We start from the raw sequence: 17447 nt of genomic DNA, 5'->3' as shown, positions 1-17447 counted from the left end.
CCAAAAGCATTAACGTTCCCAGAAAAGGAAAACCAACAACATCAAGGTACCAAGGAACATTCTGAACCAAGGGATCTCTTTTTTTGTTTGCTGTTCTTCGTCTTGGCATTTCTTATCTTTATTACAGCATCCCATTATCAAAACTCCTCATTGCTAACTCTCTGTTTTGCAGCCATTATAAACTCAGAACGCAAATATAGAGACCATTACCGTGTCAGAAAAACTCAAAATCAATTCCAGCCACTGGGTGATCATCATTGCCCTACTCGCGGCGGCTTATGCTTGTTACTTGCTTATCGAGCCATACGTTAACTCTATCGTGATGGCCTTTATCATTTCACTATTGATGTTCCCAATCCATGAGTGGCTTGAAAAAAAGCTCCCGAATAAAGAAAACATCGTCTCTCTGCTGTCTTGTATCATACTGACCTTCATTATTGTTATCCCTTTATTGGCAGTATTCGCAGCAATTGTTCAGCAAGGTTCTCTGTTCTCTCAGAATACTTACCAATGGGTGACCCACGGTGGCATTCAGACTCTGTTTGCTCATCCGTTAGTGGTCAAAGCGCTGTCATTTGTGAATAACTACCTGCCTTTCGACAACATTGAGCCCCAAGCCATCGCACAAAAAGTCGGTGAGTTTGCGACCAGCTTTGGTTCTAAGCTAGTTGGTATCAGTGCCAAAATCTTAGGTGACGCAACCAATTTCTTGATGGATTTCTTCTTGATGCTGTTCGTTTTGTTCTTCTTATTAAGAGATCATGACAAAATCATCAGTGTGGTTCGTCATATTCTGCCGCTGTCTCGTAGCCAAGAAGACAAACTTCTAACAGAGATAGAACAAGTATCTAAATCAGCAGTAATGGGCTCATTCTTAACCGCAATAGCGCAAGGTTTTGCCGGCGGTTTAGGTATGTGGATTGCCGGTTTCCCAGGTCTATTTTGGGGTACTATGATGGGCTTTGCCTCTTTCATCCCAGTTGTGGGTACCGCATTAATCTGGATTCCAGCAGCAACCTACTTGTTCCTAACTGGTGATACCACGTGGGCGATTTTCCTAACGGTTTACTGTGTAGCGATTGTTGGTTCAATTGATAACCTTCTGCGTCCGCTGCTAATGCAAGGCAGTGCAGGCATGAATACCCTGATGATCTTCTTCTCACTATTGGGTGGTATTCAACTGTTTGGCCTAATTGGTCTTATCTACGGACCATTGATTTTTGCGATTACCATTGTCCTATTCAACATCTACGATGAAGAGTTTAAGGACTTTTTAAACCAGCAAGACAAGAGTTAACGAACTTGACGTCAACTTGATTGGCGAACCCGTATTAAACACTTCAAGCTTTGGGCGGATTATGCGAAAATCCGCCCTCATTTTTTGCTAACGATTCAACAGAGTGTCCTATGTCAGCTTATATTGCACCAAGCCAGATTGCTCAACGCCAACTCGCCTACTTTGAAGGCAAACATGTTTTAGTTGCCGGTGAGGCAGAAGACTTGTTCCCTGTTGAGTTAGCGAAGCATTGTGAATCTGTCTCTGTGTTTACTTCTAATTACAGCTACTACCGTCAATTAGAAGGCTACAACACCATCCAACGTTTTTATGGTGCGGAGTTTACCGAAGAGACTAAAGCCGACTTAGTGATGTTGTACTGGCCAAAAGCCAAAGCGGAAGCGGAATTTTTGTTGGCGATGCTATTTGCCAAGCTAGGCAAAGATACCGAGATCGTCGTGGTTGGTGAAAACCGTTCAGGCGTGAAAAGCATCGAGAAGATGTTTGCTCCTTACGGCAAAGTTGTTAAATACGATTCAGCGCGTCGTTGCTCTTTCTACTGGGGTCAATGCTTCGAGCAACCACAAGCGTTCAACCTGCAAGACTGGTTTAAGACCTACACGGTTAACATTGGTGAGCAATCACTTACGGTAAAAAGCCTTCCTGGCGTCTTCAGTCACGGTCAATTCGATGTCGGTAGCCAACTTCTGTTGGATACTCTGCCAAAACTAAAAGGCAAGGTACTGGATTTTGGCTGTGGTGCAGGCGTATTGGGCGCGGTGATGGCATCTCGTAACCCAGATATCGAGCTAGAAATGTGCGACATCAGTGCATTTGCCGTGGCATCAAGCCAAGCAACGCTAGAAGCGAATGGTTTAACGGGTAAAGTCTTCGCATCCGATGTCTATTCTGATACTGCAGAAGACTATCAGTTCATCATCAGTAACCCACCATTCCATTCAGGTTTAGACACTAGCTACAGCGCGACTGAGACCTTACTTTCTCAGGCTCCTAAGCATTTGAAGCGTTCTGGTGAGATGATTATTGTTGCGAATAGTTTCTTAAAATACATTCCAATTATTGAACAAGCGTTTGGAAAATGCGCGACTCTAAATAAGACCACTAAATTCGCGATCTATCACGCAAACAAATAACCTCTCTAGCACAGCGCAGGGTCATTATCTGCGCTGTCTGTTCATATTTTTGTCAAAACTCTATAAAAATGAGCTTTTGCACACGCTTTAAATACCACTTACTTGTCAAAGTAAAAAAACTCGTTAATTTCGTTAAATTGGAACCCGTTAATTCTATTCTCTGTACTTGTTTTCGCCCCTTTTAGCAGTACATCAAAGGAAAGTAGTACCCAATTTATGTTTAGATTCTATCGTAAGCAGAAGTTTAAGCGCCTTCAAAATACCCTAATGCTGGCATTTCTTGTCCTCAGTATTACCCCTGTGACACTTATCGCGATATTTTTCCTCCAATCGCACAGTCAGGATCTCCAGGAACAAAGCACCTCACACCTTGTTTCGGTTCGTGATACTAAGCAGCAGCAAATTGTCGATTACCTACAAGCTCAAGAATCCCAAGTGATGGGCTTTGTTCGCTCAGAATTGGCCAATGCCAGTGGCGGGCGATTTTATGGTTTGATCAATGCATTTCAACGATTGGGGTTAGATATTGACGAGGCACGCAGTAATGCACAGCAGCGCTATATTCAAGGCTCTGGCGATCAAATCAAAACGTCGATCCTCCCTGAATCCAGCAGCTTTATTGGCAGCGAGCGTTATCGCCTGCTCCACAAGCGCTACCATAATGCTTACCTAGAACTGCTTAAACGCTCTGATTTTGACGATATTCTCTTAGTTGATATCAACGGTAACGTCGCTTATTCCGTCTTTAAAAATGACGATTACGGCACCAATCTGCTGACAGGAAAATACAAGGACTCCAACCTAGGTATTACCTTTCAACGACTAGCCAAAGACGTAACCGACCGACGCAAATCTAACGAAGATTACACGCCGGTTATCGTTTCTGACTTTAAAGACGAGAATGGCAAACAGACCGCATGGCTAGGCGCACCTATCGTTCAACAAGGCTACCTACACAGTTACGCGATGTTTAGGCTACCAATCAACGGCATTACTAAGTTGATTGCGGATCTCAACAAGAGTTCGAATATTCAAACGCTGCTTGTAGGTGATGATCACCTGCCGCGTAGCCTTGCTCATTCACAAGAATCTATCAACTTGAGCCTAGATGTTGTCGATAAAGCATTGGCTGGCGAAACAGCGGTTGGCACCTTCGACAACACCCTAGATCAAGCGATCATCGCGGCATATACGCCAATTGAGCTGAAATACGCAACATGGGCTCTTGTCGTAGAGCTGCCAGAGAAAGAGGCGTTTGCCCGTATTCATCAGTTAGAAAAGATCTTCGTGATCGTGATGCTAACGGCGATCATTCTGGTAGTCGTTGCATCGCACTATCTGTCTAACTTCATCACATCCCCACTGCTTAAACTGACGTGGGCTGCCGAAAAAGTATCGGCGGGTGATCTCGATGAAACCATGATCAATACCGAGCGCAAAGATGAGATAGGCCGACTCGCGGTGAGCTTCGAAAGAATGCAGCGATCTATTCGTGAAAAAATGCAGCTCATCAAAAGCCAAAACGATGAGCTTGAGGACAACCTTAAGACCATTCAAAAGCAAAACGAAGAGTTACAACTGGCAAATAAACTCAAAGATGAGTTCTTAGCGACTACTTCACATGAATTGAGAACACCACTGCATGGCATGGTGGGTATCGCTGAAGCGTTGATATCTGGAGCTAACGGCCCTATTCCTGCTAATCAGAAATATCAGTTGGATATCATCATCAATAGCGGTCAGAGATTGGCGACCTTGGTTGATGATCTGCTTGATTATCACAAGATGCGCTATGGCAGCTTAGATATTAAGAAATCAGCCGTTGATTTGTCGGCAGCCACCAGCTTGGTCCTAGAGTTGTCTCATCACCTATTGGGCAATAAGCCAATCCGTATTATTAACCAAGTCCCAAGTGATTTAGGTCTGGTTTCATCGGATCCTCAACGACTTGAGCAAGTGATGTATAACTTGGTCGGCAATGCCATCAAGTACACCTCAGAAGGTAAAATTGTTATCTCTGCCAGCGTTATCGATGACAACATTCGTGTACAAGTTGTCGATACTGGCCAAGGTATACCGGCCGAGTACCTTGAGCACATCTTTGAGCCATTGATTCAAGCAGGCCAAGATGCGAGTAACTACCGCCAAGGTGCAGGGCTTGGACTATCGATCAGCCGTCAGTTGATCGAGCTAATGGGCGGTTCACTGTACGTAAGTAGCCAACCAATGCTTGGCACTACGTTTAGCTTTACCCTGCCCCTAGCGACTCAAGGTGAGCTGGACAGTTACAACGAATCAGGTCACTACTCTCACTTCCAAGCGCCTGATTTAATTGATAACAGCCAACAAGAAAACAGTGTTATCAGTGAAAACCCAGATGGCCCGTTATTGGTTATCGCCGATGATGAGCCGGTTAACCTGCGAGTATTAGACAGCTTCTTGAAGTTAGAAGGTTATCGAGTACGTACTGCATGTGATGGCCCTGAAACCATTGAACTGATTGAGAAAGAGAAGCCAGAGCTGCTTCTGCTCGACATAATGATGCCAGGAATGAGCGGCTATCAGGTTTGTGAAGCACTGCGTAAACAATATGACCATGCTCAGTTGCCAATCATCATGCTAACGGCACTCAACCAAGCAGAAGACCGTGTTCGAGGTTTCGAAGCGGGTGCCAATGACTACTTGTCTAAACCGTTCAACAAACAAGAACTGGCGGCTCGAATTACAGCGCATCTATCAGCAAGCAAAGCCGAACAGAGACGCCTTGAAAACGACCAACTGCAACTCGAACTCAAACATAGAGCGATGGTTGAAGCTAACTTGCTAGAAACTCAAGGCCGCTTATTGGAGCAGCTAGAATCGGCACCTGAAGCCATCATCTGTATTCGCGATGACCAACGCATTCGTTTTGCCAACGAAGCCGCAGCGAAGCTATTCAGACGCGGACAGGAGCAACTCAAACGCTCAATGGCTGACGAGATCATTGCACCTAAATACCTTAAGGTAGAACAAGCCCACTACTGCGGTGACATTGATATCTATATAGATGACACACGTCAGCGCATACCAAGTGACATCCTTAAGCTGCCTGAAGGCTCAGGGCTCGACACCATGTATATCTTTAATGTAGGTGGTGGTGTTAACTCAAACCGAATCAATAACCTTGAAACGGCGGTTGAGGCTCTCTCTAGTTATGCCTTTGAAGGCGACAAAGATAAGTTACAGCAGCTGAAAGAGCTTGGCGGAGAATTTACTCGTCTTGCTGACAAGGCAACCGGTGAAGGTAAAAACAAGCAAGAGTTAATGCGTGAGGTACTGGTCGATGCGATGACGAATGCCATCATCTACTGGGAATCGGTGACTGGTGAAACCAAGTTTGCTTTCGCCGAGAAGAGTGGCTTGTGGCGCGTCTACTTAGACCGCAGTACGCTGCAAACTCGAACGCTAGACAAATACCTACGCGTAGAAACCCTACCGAAAACCCCTCGCTGGCGAACGGTACTGAGCTCAATCGAATTCATACTGGAACACTGTAAAGAACAAACGCCAGAAAGAACCCATATTGAGATGCTAAGAGATAAACTTCAGAAACTACTGACCAGTTAATCCCTGAACCAACATCACGATACTTTGAATAATGGAGCCCACCTAGCGTGGGCTTTTTTGTACGCCTAATAATCACAAAAAGTAGAATCCCATCGCTTGCAACGCACTTTTTTTACGCCCTTAAACAATGAGGAATTCACGCCAATTACGTACAGTGTGAGCTCGTAACCGTCAGTACTTTTCGTTCTATTCTCAATCATATCTGACTCTTTGTTGCAGTTTGAGAAGCGAGTCACAACAGAACGGCAGATTTAATTTTCTAGGGAAATTTAACGTAAAACTGGCAAGTGACCGAGATCTACAATTATACCAACGTAGGGTAAGGCATTATAATAAAAAGCCTTTAAAGTTAGTGGCCACTTACAACCTGCAAGAACCTCAAAACCAAATGCGAGTCACATCACTTTAACAATTGCGTACGAAAAACCACCAAAGCAACCTGTTTTGACGTTAATGACGTGGGGTTGTGTGTTTTTAACGTTTTTGACGGGAAACGAGTTTGATTAATTCATCGATAAGGTGTTTTCTTACTCCTGCCAAAGGCCTACAGGCCACTCTTACCACTTCTCAGAATCAACGATGAATCTGGATCAACGAAGAAGAGGTAGGCCTTTAACCAGAGTGTGTATCTACTAAACAATTTAGCGACAGATAACATTCAATCCATTAGTGAAATGAAAGCAAATAGTAAGGAACAGCTATGCTTGCCAATATAAAAAAAACAGCAATAGCAACAGCAATTATTGCAACTGCTACAACAGGTTTTGCATCAGTAGCAACCGCTGCAGAACGCAGTGAACTGACCGTTCACCCGAAAGAGTACACTACATTCGTACGTAACTTTAACCCGTACCTTGGTGCTACTAACCTACATACTACAACTGACTTCATGTATGAGCCGCTAGTAGTATTTAACGAAATGCACGGTAACACTCCAGTGTTCCGTCTAGCTGAAAACTTCAAGATGTCAGATGATCTGATGAGCGTTGTTTTCGACATTCGTAAGGGTGTTAAATGGTCAGACGGAGAAACTTTCTCTGCTGATGATGTTGTTTTTTCTTTCAACCTTGTAAAAGAGAAGCCAGAGCTTGACCAATCTGGTATCAACTCTTGGGTAACTTCTGTAGAAAAACTGAACGACAACCAAGTTAAGTTCACACTAACAGAAGCAAACTCAAACGTACCTTACGAGATTGCTAAAGTACCTGTAGTACCTAAGCACATCTGGAAAGACGTTAAAGATCCATCAACGTTTACCAATGAGAACCCGGTAGGTTCTGGTCCATTTACAGAAATCGATACGTTTACAGCGCAGCTATACATCCAGTGTGCAAACCCGAACTACTGGGATGCAGACAACCTAGATGTTGACTGTCTACGTGTTCCACAAATTGCGAACAACGACCAATTCCTAGGTAAAGTTGTAAACAGTGAAATGGACTGGACGTCTTCTTTCGTTCCAGATATCGATCGTACATACGCAGCAGCTAGCCCTAAACACCACTACTGGTACCCGCCAGCAGGTACACAGGCATTCATCGTTAACTTCAAGCACCCTGATGCTGCGAAGCATGAAGCATTGAGCAACGTTGACTTCCGTCGTGCTTTCTCTATGGCTCTTGACCGTCAAACTATCATCGACATCGCATTCTACGGTGGCGGTACTGTGAACGATTTCGCATCGGGTCTTGGCTACGCGTTTGAAGCTTGGTCTGATGAAAAAACTCACGACAAGTACAAAGGCTTCAACACTTACAACGCTGAAGGCGCGAAGAAGCTTCTTGCTGACGCTGGCTTCAAAGATGTGAACAAAGATGGTTTTGTTGACACTCCATCAGGCAAATCTTTCGAACTAATGATTCAATCGCCAAACGGCTGGACTGACTTCAACAACACAGTTCAACTAGCGGTAGAACAACTGAACGAAATCGGTATTAAAGCGAAAGCTCGTACACCTGATTTCTCTGTTTACAACCAAGCAATGCTTGAAGGTACATACGACGTAGCATACACAAACTACTTCCACGGTGCGGATCCATACACGTACTGGAACAGTGCTTACAACTCATCACTACAATCTGGTGATGGTATGCCTCGTTTCGCAATGCACTTCTACAAAAACGACAAGCTAGATGGTCTTCTAAACAGCTTCTACAAAACAGCTGATAAGAACGAACAGCTAGATATTGCACACGGTATCCAGCAAATCATCGCTGCAGACCAAGTGACAATCCCTGTGATGTCTGGTGCTTACATGTACCAATACAACACAACTCGCTTCACTGGTTGGTGGAACGAAGAAAATCCAAAAGGCCGTCCAAACATTTGGGCTGGTATTCCAGAGCGTCTACTTCATGTACTGGACCTAAAACCAGTTAAATAAGTAATCGTTCAATCCTTGCGGCGTAACCTCTTACGCCGCTTATAAAAATCCCCACACTCTCAATTGAAAGTATGGCGCTAGTCGTCAGGGGATTTTTCGTTCCAAATTTCGCTAGGAGCGACCTGAATCCAGAAACAGGGAAACAATCTGGGTGAGTAAGGTGTGAGTTATGGGTTATTTTTTAAGACGTTTGTCATTTTATTTTGTCGCGCTATTAGTTGCTGCGACGTTAAACTTTATTATTCCAAGAGCAATGCCTGGTGACCCAGTTACCATGATGTTTGCGAACGCTTCTGTACAAGTTACTCCAGAGCGTATTGCTGCAATGAAAGAACTATTAGGCTTCGTTGATGGTGGCTACTTAGTTCAATACGTGGCGTACATGAAGAACATTCTTAGCTGGGAACTTGGTACATCAATTCAATTCTACCCACTTTCTGTAAACACACTGTTGGGTGGAGCATTCGGTTGGTCGCTTTTCTTAGCCGGCACCGCAGTTATTCTTTCTTTCTCGATTGGTTCAATCCTAGGTATTTTCGCAGCGTGGAAACGCGGCAGTAAGTACGATGCCTTCGTAACGCCAGGGATGCTGATTCTACAAGCCGTTCCTCAAGTTGTTATCGCGATGATTGCACTATTTACCTTTGCAATTGGCTTGAAGTGGTTCCCAACAGGGTATGCCTACACCGCTGGTACTATACCTGATTGGACAAGCTGGGCATTCATTAAAGATGTCGCTTACCACGCCTTCTTACCACTGTTCTGTGCTTCTGTTGTTCAAATTGGTGGCTTCCTAGTAAACATGCGTAACAACATGATCAACCTATTAGCCGAAGACTACATCACCATGGCGAAAGGCAAAGGCCTGAGCGAAAACCGAGTGGTATTCAACTACGCAGCTCGTAACGCGATGCTACCTAGTGTGACAGCCCTGTCAATGTCGCTAGGTATGGCAATCGGCGGTCAGTTAATTATCGAAATCATCTTTAACTACCCAGGTCTTGGCAGCGTACTTTTCAACGCAATTAACGCTCGTGACTACCAAGTACTGCAAGGTCAGCTGCTTATCATGACGCTATTCATGCTGTTCTTTAACCTAGTTGCAGACATGCTTTACGTTGTTCTTGACCCTCGTCTTCGTAAGGGTGGTAAATAATCATGAAAGACTTTTTAAAACTCATTTGGCGTAACCCGATGGCCCTAACAGGCGTCATCATCCTAAGTATTTTTATTCTTGGCGCGATTGCAGCTCCATTAATCACCAAACATGTACCAGACAAGCGTACAGGTAACCCACACGAATATCCTGGTTTCGTGGTGAAGTCTGCACAAACTAACCCTGATGGCTGGGTTGCTCAAAATCTAGCAGACGACCGTCGTACATTGATCATGTCTAAAAAGGCAGACCACGTACTAGGTACAACTCGTATGGGTCGTGACGTTTGGTCTCAAGTGGTATACGGCGCACGCGTATCTCTTGCTGTAGGTTTTGGTGCGGGTCTAACCGTATGTTTACTCGCAACTGTTATTGGTGTTTCTGCAGGTTACTTCGGTGGCCGTGTCGATGACGTTCTAACAGCCGCAATGAACATCATGCTGGTAATCCCTCAATACCCATTACTGTTCGTAGTAGCAGCCTTTATCGGTGAGGCAGGGCCACTCACCATAACCTTGGTTATCGGCTTTATGTCTTGGGCTTGGGGTGCCCGTGTTGTTCGCTCCCAAACCTTAGCACTGCGTGAAAAAGAGTTTGTAAAAGCCGCTGAAGTTTTGGGTGAATCTTCATTCCGCATCATCTTCGTAGAGATTCTGCCAAACCTTATCTCTATCGTTGGCGCAAGCTTCATCGGTTCGGTGATGTACGCAATCATGATGGAAGCAACCATCTCGTTCCTAGGTCTTGGTGACCCGAACACAATCAGCTGGGGCATCATGCTTTACAACGTTCAAACCTCTTCATCAATGCTGATTGGCGCTTGGTGGGAACTGCTGGCTCCTTGTATCGCACTGACACTACTTGTAACTGGCCTTGCTCTACTTAACTTCGCGGTCGATGAAATTGCTAACCCGCAACTGCGTTCTCACAAAGGCATGAAGCGTTGGAAGAAACTAGCAGCTCAAGACAAAGAAGAACGTGAACCAGAACTACCACCACAAAATGCACTTTGGAGCGGAGATAAATAATCATGTCTGAACCACTAATTTCTATCCGCAACTTATGCGTGGATTACATCACAGAGTCTGGCGATGTTCGTGCGTGTAACAACGTAAGTTTCGACATCGCTCCAGGTGAAGTCTTCGGCCTAGCTGGTGAATCTGGCTGTGGTAAATCAACGGTCGCTTTCTCTCTTATGCGTCTTCATAAGCCGCCCGCTTACATCAGTGGTGGTGAGGTTATCTTCAACGGTGAGAACATCCTTGAATACAGTGATGACCGTATGCAGTCGTTCCGTTGGAGTGAGATGTCGATGGTATTCCAGAGCGCGATGAACGCACTCAACCCAGTACTACCGATGGAAGAGCAGTTCTGTGACGTAATCATGCGTCACACCAACATGACTCGCGAGCAAGCTAAGCAGCGTGCTGAAGGTCTACTTGAAATCGTCGATATTCACCCGAGCCGATTGAGTGACTATCCTCACCAATTCTCTGGCGGCATGCGTCAGCGCTTGGTTATTGCTATCGCGTTAGCACTGAATCCAAAGCTGATCATTATGGATGAGCCGACAACCGCACTTGATGTGGTTGTGCAACGCGAAATCCTACAAAAGATCTATGCACTAAAAGAAGAATTTGGCTTCTCAATTCTGTTCATCACCCATGACTTGTCATTGATGGTCGAGTTCTCTGACCGCATCGGCATCATGTACTCAGGTGAGCTAATCGAAGTGGCTAACTCTCAAGATATTCTAGAAAACCCTTACCACCCTTACACCAAAGGGCTGGGAAATTCTTTCCCTCCACTGACAGGGCCAAAGACAAAGTTAGCAGGTATTCCGGGTAACCCTCTGAACCTGTTAGAGATCCCTGAAGGGTGTCGTTTCCAAGCTCGTTGTGACCGTGTACATGAAAAGTGTACCAAGGTGCCAACCAAGCTGCGTTCTATCGACCCGGGACATTTGTCTAACTGCCACCTGTACGGTGACCCAATAGTACAAAGGAAGCTATAGCTTGCGTGAATAACGAACAAGGCGGCTCGACCGCCTAAAAACAAGCAAAGCGAATAAGGATTCTGGAGACAATTATGAGCAAAGATTTCGGTCAATTATTGGTAGAAGGCAAGAATGTCGTAAAAGACTTCCCAATAAGCAGTACCACCATTCAAACCCCAATGATGCGTGCGATTAACGACGTGTCATTCAAGATGTACAAAAGCCGTGGCCTAGCAGTGGTTGGTGAGTCTGGTTCAGGCAAATCAACAACCGCAAAAATGATCGCAAAAATGTACGCACCTTCAGGCGGCACGATCGAATACAAAGGTCGTGATATCCAAGAGATCTCAAGCAGAAAAGATCTTATGCACTACCGTGAAGGCGTGCAGATGGTATGGCAAGACCCGTTTGGTTCATTGAACCCAACGCACAATATCTTCCACCACATTGCTCGACCACTGTTGATCCACAAGAAAGTATCTCCGGGCAACAAGAAAGAGCTAGAAGAACGCGTTTACGATCTTTTAGAGCAAGTAGGTCTCATTCCGCCAAAAGAGACGGCGAAGAAATACCCTCACCAACTGTCTGGTGGTCAGCGTCAACGTGTCAACCTAGCCCGCAACATAGCGGTAGGTGCCGAAGTTGTACTAGCCGATGAGCCAACTTCAATGCTTGATGTATCGATTCGTGCCGGTGTTTTGAACCTAATGGAAGAGATGAAGTTCGAGAAGCAAATGTCTCTGCTTTACATCACTCACGATATCGCAACCGCTCGTTACATCGCTGAAGACCTTTCGGTGATGTACGTGGGACACATGGTGGAATGGGGCGATACCGATGACGTGATTGCTAACCCTCAGCACCCATACACCCAATTGCTTGTTTCGGCCGTTCCAGATCCTAAGAAGTCGATCCACGAGCAACTTGCAGGCAATAAAGGGGAGATTCCTCTGTGGACTCCAGTATCAGCTGGTTGCCCTTTTGCTGGCCGTTGTACTCACGCAATGGATAAGTGCAAAGAGCAGCTACCAGGGGTTACGCAGCTCGCTGATAACCACTTTGTGCGCTGTTACCTACACGAAAGCTAAGCAATAAAACCCAAGTTAGGGTCTTCGGACCCTAACTATTTATATCCAAAACATTCAAGTACCTAGCCAATAGAAACTAGGACTGTCGGAGAATATTGATGCTGTTATTGACCAACCATATTGGCTATGAGTCCACAGGCCCGAAGCAAGCTATCCTACAAACTAAGAAAGCTCGCCTATCAAGCACTACGGCTCTACTCGTCTGTGCTGACAACCATATGACTGTCGGAAATTTTGATGTGGTTAAACAAGGCCGCGTAGCAAATTGGCATCAAGGGCAATTCTTCACTATTGATTTCAGTTCAGTCACTGAATCTGGTCGCTACTACCTACGTTTTGACAACCTGCGTTCAGAAGTATTTGAGATTGGTAGCAACCTATTAATGAACCACACGTTTTCTGATGTGCTTCATTACTTTAAGTCACAACGCTGTGGCGGTATTTTCGACAAAAAAGATCGACAAGCACAAATTCTAGGTACCGACCGATACGTCGATGTCCACGGTGGATGGTATGACGCATCAGGTGATGTCAGTAAATATTTTAGCCACCTGTCTTATGGTAACTACCTAAACCCACAACAAATTCCGATGGTCGTTTGGAACATGCTAAAAAGCGTACGCTTGACTAGCCATAACCCAGACTTCCCGAAATTCTCCATGACTCGTCTAACGGAAGAGGCTCTGTTCGGTGCCGACTTCTTAGTGCGTATGCAAGACGCTGACGGATACTTCTATATGACGGTATTCGACAAATGGAGCAAAGATATCAACCAACGCGATATCTGCGCTTATGCGACTCAAGAAGGTCATAAATCAACGGACTTACAAGCGGGCTACCGACAAGGTGCAGGTGTTGCTATCGCAGCATTAGCCGCAGCTTCTGAGCTTGAAATCTCTGGCAGCTACTCGAGCCACACATACCTTGAAATGGCGGTTAAGGGTTACTGGCATCTAAAAGAGTACAACCTCCAGTATCTAAACGATGGTGAAGAGAACATCATCGATGAGTATTGCGCCCTACTCGCAGCCAATGAGCTGTATCGCGTAACACAAGACCAGCAATACCTATCAGAAGCAAGAACTTGGGCGACTCGTTTAATCTCTCGTCAGCAATCCGATGATTCATTTGAGCACTTCTGGTCGGCAAACTCTGATGGCTCTCGTCCATACTTTCACGCAGCTGAAGCCGGTCTTCCTGTGATTGCACTATGTGAATACATCGACAACGAAACCGATGCTGAATTAAAAGAACAGGTGCGCACAGTTGTTGAACAAGCTTGTCAGTTCGAAATCAACATCACCGACAAAGTCACCAACCCATTTGGCTATCCAAGACAATACGTTAAATCTGTCGATGGTGATAAACGTGATGCCTTCTTCGTCGCTCAACAGAACGAAACCGGTTACTGGTGGCAAGGCGAGAACGCACGCCTTGGCTCACTCGCAACCATGGCTTACCTAGTTCAACCGCACATTAAAGATAGCGAACTTCAAGAGCGCTTAATCCAGCTTTCACAAAATAGCCTTGATTGGATCTTGGGCCTCAACCCATACCACATGTGCATGCTCGATGGTCATGGCCATAACAACCCAGACTACCTACCTCAGCTTGGGTTCTTCAATGCGAAAGGCGGTATCTGTAATGGCATCACAGCTGGTTTTGAAGATGAACAAGACATTGCGTTCAATCCACCAGCACAAAAAGATGACATGCTTCAAAACTGGCGCTGGGGTGAGCAATGGATCCCTCATGGTGCGTGGTTCTTATTAGCAACCGCTGCACAGTTCAACTTCTTAGCTCAGCGTAAGGAGCAATAATAATGACTCTTTACTACGTCGGTATTGATGGTGGTGGTACTTCTTGTCGTGCTCGTATTCGTGACGCTCAAGGCAAACTGATTGGTGAAGCGAAAAGTGGCAGTGGCAACATCCTTTTGGGTGTTGATGTTGCGATGAGCTCAATTATTGATGCCATCACAAAAGCGGCACAACAAGGGCAACTCAACTCAGACCATTTTTCAAATATGCATGTTGGCCTAGCGCTGGCTGGCGCTGAGCAAAAATCAGCATGGTTCGACTTCATGGCTCAACCACACCCTTTCGCAAGCATGACACTAAATACCGACGCTTATGGCGCTTGCATTGGTGCTCACAATGGCCAAGACGGCGCAATCATGATCGGTGGTACGGGTTCTTGCGGTATCTTCCTAAAAGACGGTGAGCAATATGTGGTTGGCGGTCGTGAATTTCCGATTTCAGATCAAGGCGGCGGCGCAGTCATGGGCTTACGTTTGATTCAACAAGTCTTGCTTGCAGAAGACGGTATTCGCAACAAAACCCCGCTGACTCTACATGTGATGAATCACTTTAATAATGATGTGGATGCCATTGTCGAATGGTCAAAAGGTGCTATTCCAAAGGATTACGGTCAATTCTCACCAGTTATTTTTCAACTCGCTAACGAAGGAGACGAACTGGCTATCGATATGCTCAAGCAAACCGCGGCTGATATCGAAATGTTTGTCTTAGCACTGCATCGAAAAGGCGCTGACAAGGTGTGCTTAATGGGAAGTATCGCTGAGCGTATTCTCAACTGGCTATCACCACCAGTACAACAATGGATCGTTAAACCTCAATTCGACGCTATTGAAGGCGCATTGATGTTTGCCGGAAAACCACAACACAACTTGTATCAACAGGCTTAGCAGGGAAGTTATATGAATTATCGCATCGACTTAGCTGTTCTTTCTGAACAAAAAAATAACTGCCGATTTGGCCTTACGGTACATAACTTAAGTGACCTCGACGTAAAAGATTGGTCTCTGCACTTTGCATTTGATCGTTTCATCCTTCCAGAGAGTTTATCGCAAGGAGAGCTGACTCAAGTTGGCAGCTTTTGCTCGTTCACACCAAGTTCGTCAGTGTTAAAAGCCAACAACCATTACTACCTTGAATTCAGTATTCAGAGCGCACCATTCCGCTTCTATTCTGATGGCCTTAACGATGCCTTTATCCAGTCACATAATGATGGAGAAACATCGGTACTGCCTGTCGCGATATCACCCATTGTACTGGCTTCGCCATACCGTGAACGCAATCAAATCCCAGAAGTTAACGCTGCTGAGATTGCATTGATTCCTCAACCAAACCAGATCGAACTTAAGCAAGGTCGCTTCTCCCTAAACAGCGAATGCAAGATTGAGGTTCAATCTCATCTTGCTGATAAGGCAGTCTCTTGGTTCCAGCAAGAATTGCTCTCGACCTTTGATCTGTCTCTTTCGACCGCTCTTTCAGCTGAACTTTCAAAAGACGAAAGCGGCAACATTCTATTTCGCAGCAACCCGACGTTAGATGAAGCCGAATACAAACTGACCATCACTGCACAACAGATTATTGCTGAATCAGGCAGCCAGTCGGGCTTTACACACGCTGTGGCAAGCTTGATTCAACTAGTTCAACAAGTGGACGCAGAGAGCTTCTCTCTACCATGTTGCAAGATAGCCGACCAACCGCGCTTTAAGTACCGCGGCATGATGTTGGACTGCGCTCGTCACTTCCACTCAGTAGAGCAAGTGAAGCGTTTAATCAATCAACTGGCGCACTACAAGTTCAACGTATTTCATTGGCACCTAACTGACGATGAAGGTTGGAGAATTGAGATAAAGAGCCTGCCACAGCTAACAGAAATTGGCGCTTGGCGTGGCCCTGATCATGCACTAGAGCCGCAATATACCCACATTGCGGAAAACTACGGCGGCTTCTACACGCAACAACAAATTCGTGAAGTCATTGAATATGCAGAGCAACGCAGCATCACGGTGATCCCAGAGATCGATATTCCGGGACACTGCCGTGCCGCAATCAAATCACTGCCTGACATGCTGGTAGAGCAAGCGGATACCACTCAATACAAGAGCATTCAGCACTACAACGACAATGTACTAAACCCAGGTTTGCCCGGTACTTACCAATTTCTAGATGCAGTTATTGAAGAAGTCGCAGAGCTATTCCCGAGCGAATTGATTCACATGGGTGCAGACGAAGTGCCACCCGGTGTGTGGACCAACAGCCCTGCTGCTCAAGCATTGATGAAAGAACACCAGTACCAAGACAGCAAAGACCTACAAGGCCACCTATTCCGCTATGCCGAAAACAAGCTTAAGCAACTCGGCAAACGCATGGTCGGCTGGGAAGAAGCACAGCACGGCGACAAAGTGAGTAAAGAGACCATCATCTACTCATGGCTCAGTGAAGAAGCGGCTGTCAATTGCGCTCGCCAAGGCTTTGATGTGGTGTTGCAACCTGCACAGTTTACCTATCTCGACATGACCCAAGATTATGCACCGGAAGAACCGGGCGTAGATTGGGCTGCCGTTATCCCATTAGAACAAGCTTATACCTACGAAGCACTTGCTGAGGTATCCGACACCGACCCAATTCGTAAGCGGATCCGCGGAATTCAGTGTGCTCTATGGTGTGAGATCGTCACCAACCAAAAGCGTATGGATTACATGGTATTCCCAAGAATTAGCGCTTTAGCTGAAGGATGTTGGACACATAAAAACAACCGAAACTGGCTAGATTACCTATCTCGCCTAAAGGGGCATCTGCCATTACTCGACAAACTCAATGTTGATTATCGCAACCCTTGGAAAGCTCAATAAAACAAACCAAAGCGACACTCATATCGAGTGGTTGCTGACTCAAATTAAGGTGCTCAGTTAGATACGACTCAGCATCACTATTTAAAAATTAGCTGCATAGATGCAGTTTGTTAAAAAGGAAA

Annotated in this window: 12 protein-coding genes; 11 read left to right on the top strand and 1 reads right to left on the bottom strand. The window is 45.5% G+C overall.

The window, feature by feature from the left end; genetic code table 11:
* Window positions 1-9: 9 nt before the first annotated feature.
* The gene (locus AB4185_RS00830) at window positions 10-135 is read right to left on the bottom strand and encodes a hypothetical protein (RefSeq protein WP_004734537.1); all 126 of its coding nucleotides are present in this window, start codon (window positions 133-135) and stop codon (window positions 10-12) included.
* Between the two features lie 76 nt (window positions 136-211).
* On the opposite strand from AB4185_RS00830, the gene AB4185_RS00825 reads away from it, so the two are divergent.
* From AB4185_RS00825 to AB4185_RS00775, 11 genes are all read left to right on the top strand, one after another.
* Entirely contained in the window at window positions 212-1297 is a 1086-nt protein-coding gene (locus AB4185_RS00825; RefSeq protein ID WP_017059406.1) for an AI-2E family transporter, read from the top strand.
* A gap of 110 nt (window positions 1298-1407) precedes the next feature.
* Window positions 1408-2430, top strand: coding sequence for a 16S rRNA (guanine(1207)-N(2))-methyltransferase RsmC (gene rsmC, locus AB4185_RS00820; RefSeq protein WP_017066801.1), 1023 nt, complete (start codon window positions 1408-1410; stop codon window positions 2428-2430).
* A gap of 216 nt (window positions 2431-2646) precedes the next feature.
* Complete coding sequence (locus AB4185_RS00815; RefSeq protein ID WP_017059408.1) at window positions 2647-6036, top strand: response regulator; 3390 nt, start codon at window positions 2647-2649, stop codon at window positions 6034-6036.
* Window positions 6037-6736: 700 nt separating this feature from the next.
* Window positions 6737-8419 (top strand): ABC transporter substrate-binding protein, encoded by a 1683-nt coding sequence (locus tag AB4185_RS00810; RefSeq protein WP_017056650.1) that lies wholly within the window; start codon window positions 6737-6739, stop codon window positions 8417-8419.
* Between the two features lie 169 nt (window positions 8420-8588).
* On the top strand, window positions 8589-9575 hold the full coding sequence (locus tag AB4185_RS00805; RefSeq protein ID WP_017059409.1) for an ABC transporter permease: 987 nt from the start codon (window positions 8589-8591) through the stop codon (window positions 9573-9575).
* Between the two features lie 2 nt (window positions 9576-9577).
* Window positions 9578-10603, top strand: a complete 1026-nt coding sequence (locus AB4185_RS00800) for an ABC transporter permease (protein WP_017056648.1) — start codon at window positions 9578-9580, stop codon at window positions 10601-10603.
* Window positions 10604-10605: 2 nt separating this feature from the next.
* Window positions 10606-11589 (top strand): ABC transporter ATP-binding protein, encoded by a 984-nt coding sequence (locus AB4185_RS00795; RefSeq protein ID WP_017059410.1) that lies wholly within the window; start codon window positions 10606-10608, stop codon window positions 11587-11589.
* 74 nt (window positions 11590-11663) lie between these two features.
* Entirely contained in the window at window positions 11664-12659 is a 996-nt protein-coding gene (locus AB4185_RS00790; protein ID WP_017059411.1) for an ABC transporter ATP-binding protein, read from the top strand.
* Window positions 12660-12757: 98 nt separating this feature from the next.
* Window positions 12758-14479, top strand: coding sequence for a glycoside hydrolase family 9 protein (locus AB4185_RS00785; RefSeq protein WP_372134670.1), 1722 nt, complete (start codon window positions 12758-12760; stop codon window positions 14477-14479).
* Between the two features lie 2 nt (window positions 14480-14481).
* Window positions 14482-15366 (top strand): N-acetylglucosamine kinase, encoded by an 885-nt coding sequence (locus AB4185_RS00780; protein ID WP_017066804.1) that lies wholly within the window; start codon window positions 14482-14484, stop codon window positions 15364-15366.
* A gap of 12 nt (window positions 15367-15378) precedes the next feature.
* A complete protein-coding gene (locus tag AB4185_RS00775; RefSeq protein ID WP_372134668.1) occupies window positions 15379-17325 on the top strand; it encodes a beta-N-acetylhexosaminidase in 1947 nt (648 codons plus the stop codon).
* Window positions 17326-17447 lie beyond the last annotated feature (122 nt).

The organism is Vibrio sp. 10N.286.48.F5 (assembly GCF_041469785.1).
GTDB classification, from domain to species: Bacteria; Pseudomonadota; Gammaproteobacteria; order Enterobacterales; family Vibrionaceae; genus Vibrio; species Vibrio crassostreae_C.
The sequence above is the reverse complement of the archived record's forward strand: the minus strand, read 5'-3'. Positions and strand labels throughout refer to the sequence as shown.

Excerpts from the sequence above, each read along its gene's own strand:
- AB4185_RS00775 (WP_372134668.1), top strand. The coding sequence starts at position 15,379 with ATGAATTATCGCATCGACTTAGCTGTTCTTTCTGAACAAAAAAATAAC.
- AB4185_RS00805 (WP_017059409.1), top strand. The coding sequence starts at position 8,589 with ATGGGTTATTTTTTAAGACGTTTGTCATTTTATTTTGTCGCGCTATTA.
- AB4185_RS00795 (WP_017059410.1), top strand. The coding sequence starts at position 10,606 with ATGTCTGAACCACTAATTTCTATCCGCAACTTATGCGTGGATTACATC.
- AB4185_RS00785 (WP_372134670.1), top strand. The coding sequence starts at position 12,758 with ATGCTGTTATTGACCAACCATATTGGCTATGAGTCCACAGGCCCGAAG.
- AB4185_RS00815 (WP_017059408.1), top strand. The coding sequence starts at position 2,647 with ATGTTTAGATTCTATCGTAAGCAGAAGTTTAAGCGCCTTCAAAATACC.
- AB4185_RS00780 (WP_017066804.1), top strand. The coding sequence starts at position 14,482 with ATGACTCTTTACTACGTCGGTATTGATGGTGGTGGTACTTCTTGTCGT.
- rsmC (WP_017066801.1), top strand. The coding sequence starts at position 1,408 with ATGTCAGCTTATATTGCACCAAGCCAGATTGCTCAACGCCAACTCGCC.
- AB4185_RS00830 (WP_004734537.1), bottom strand. The coding sequence starts at position 135 with ATGGGATGCTGTAATAAAGATAAGAAATGCCAAGACGAAGAACAGCAA.
- AB4185_RS00810 (WP_017056650.1), top strand. The coding sequence starts at position 6,737 with ATGCTTGCCAATATAAAAAAAACAGCAATAGCAACAGCAATTATTGCA.
- AB4185_RS00800 (WP_017056648.1), top strand. The coding sequence starts at position 9,578 with ATGAAAGACTTTTTAAAACTCATTTGGCGTAACCCGATGGCCCTAACA.
- AB4185_RS00790 (WP_017059411.1), top strand. The coding sequence starts at position 11,664 with ATGAGCAAAGATTTCGGTCAATTATTGGTAGAAGGCAAGAATGTCGTA.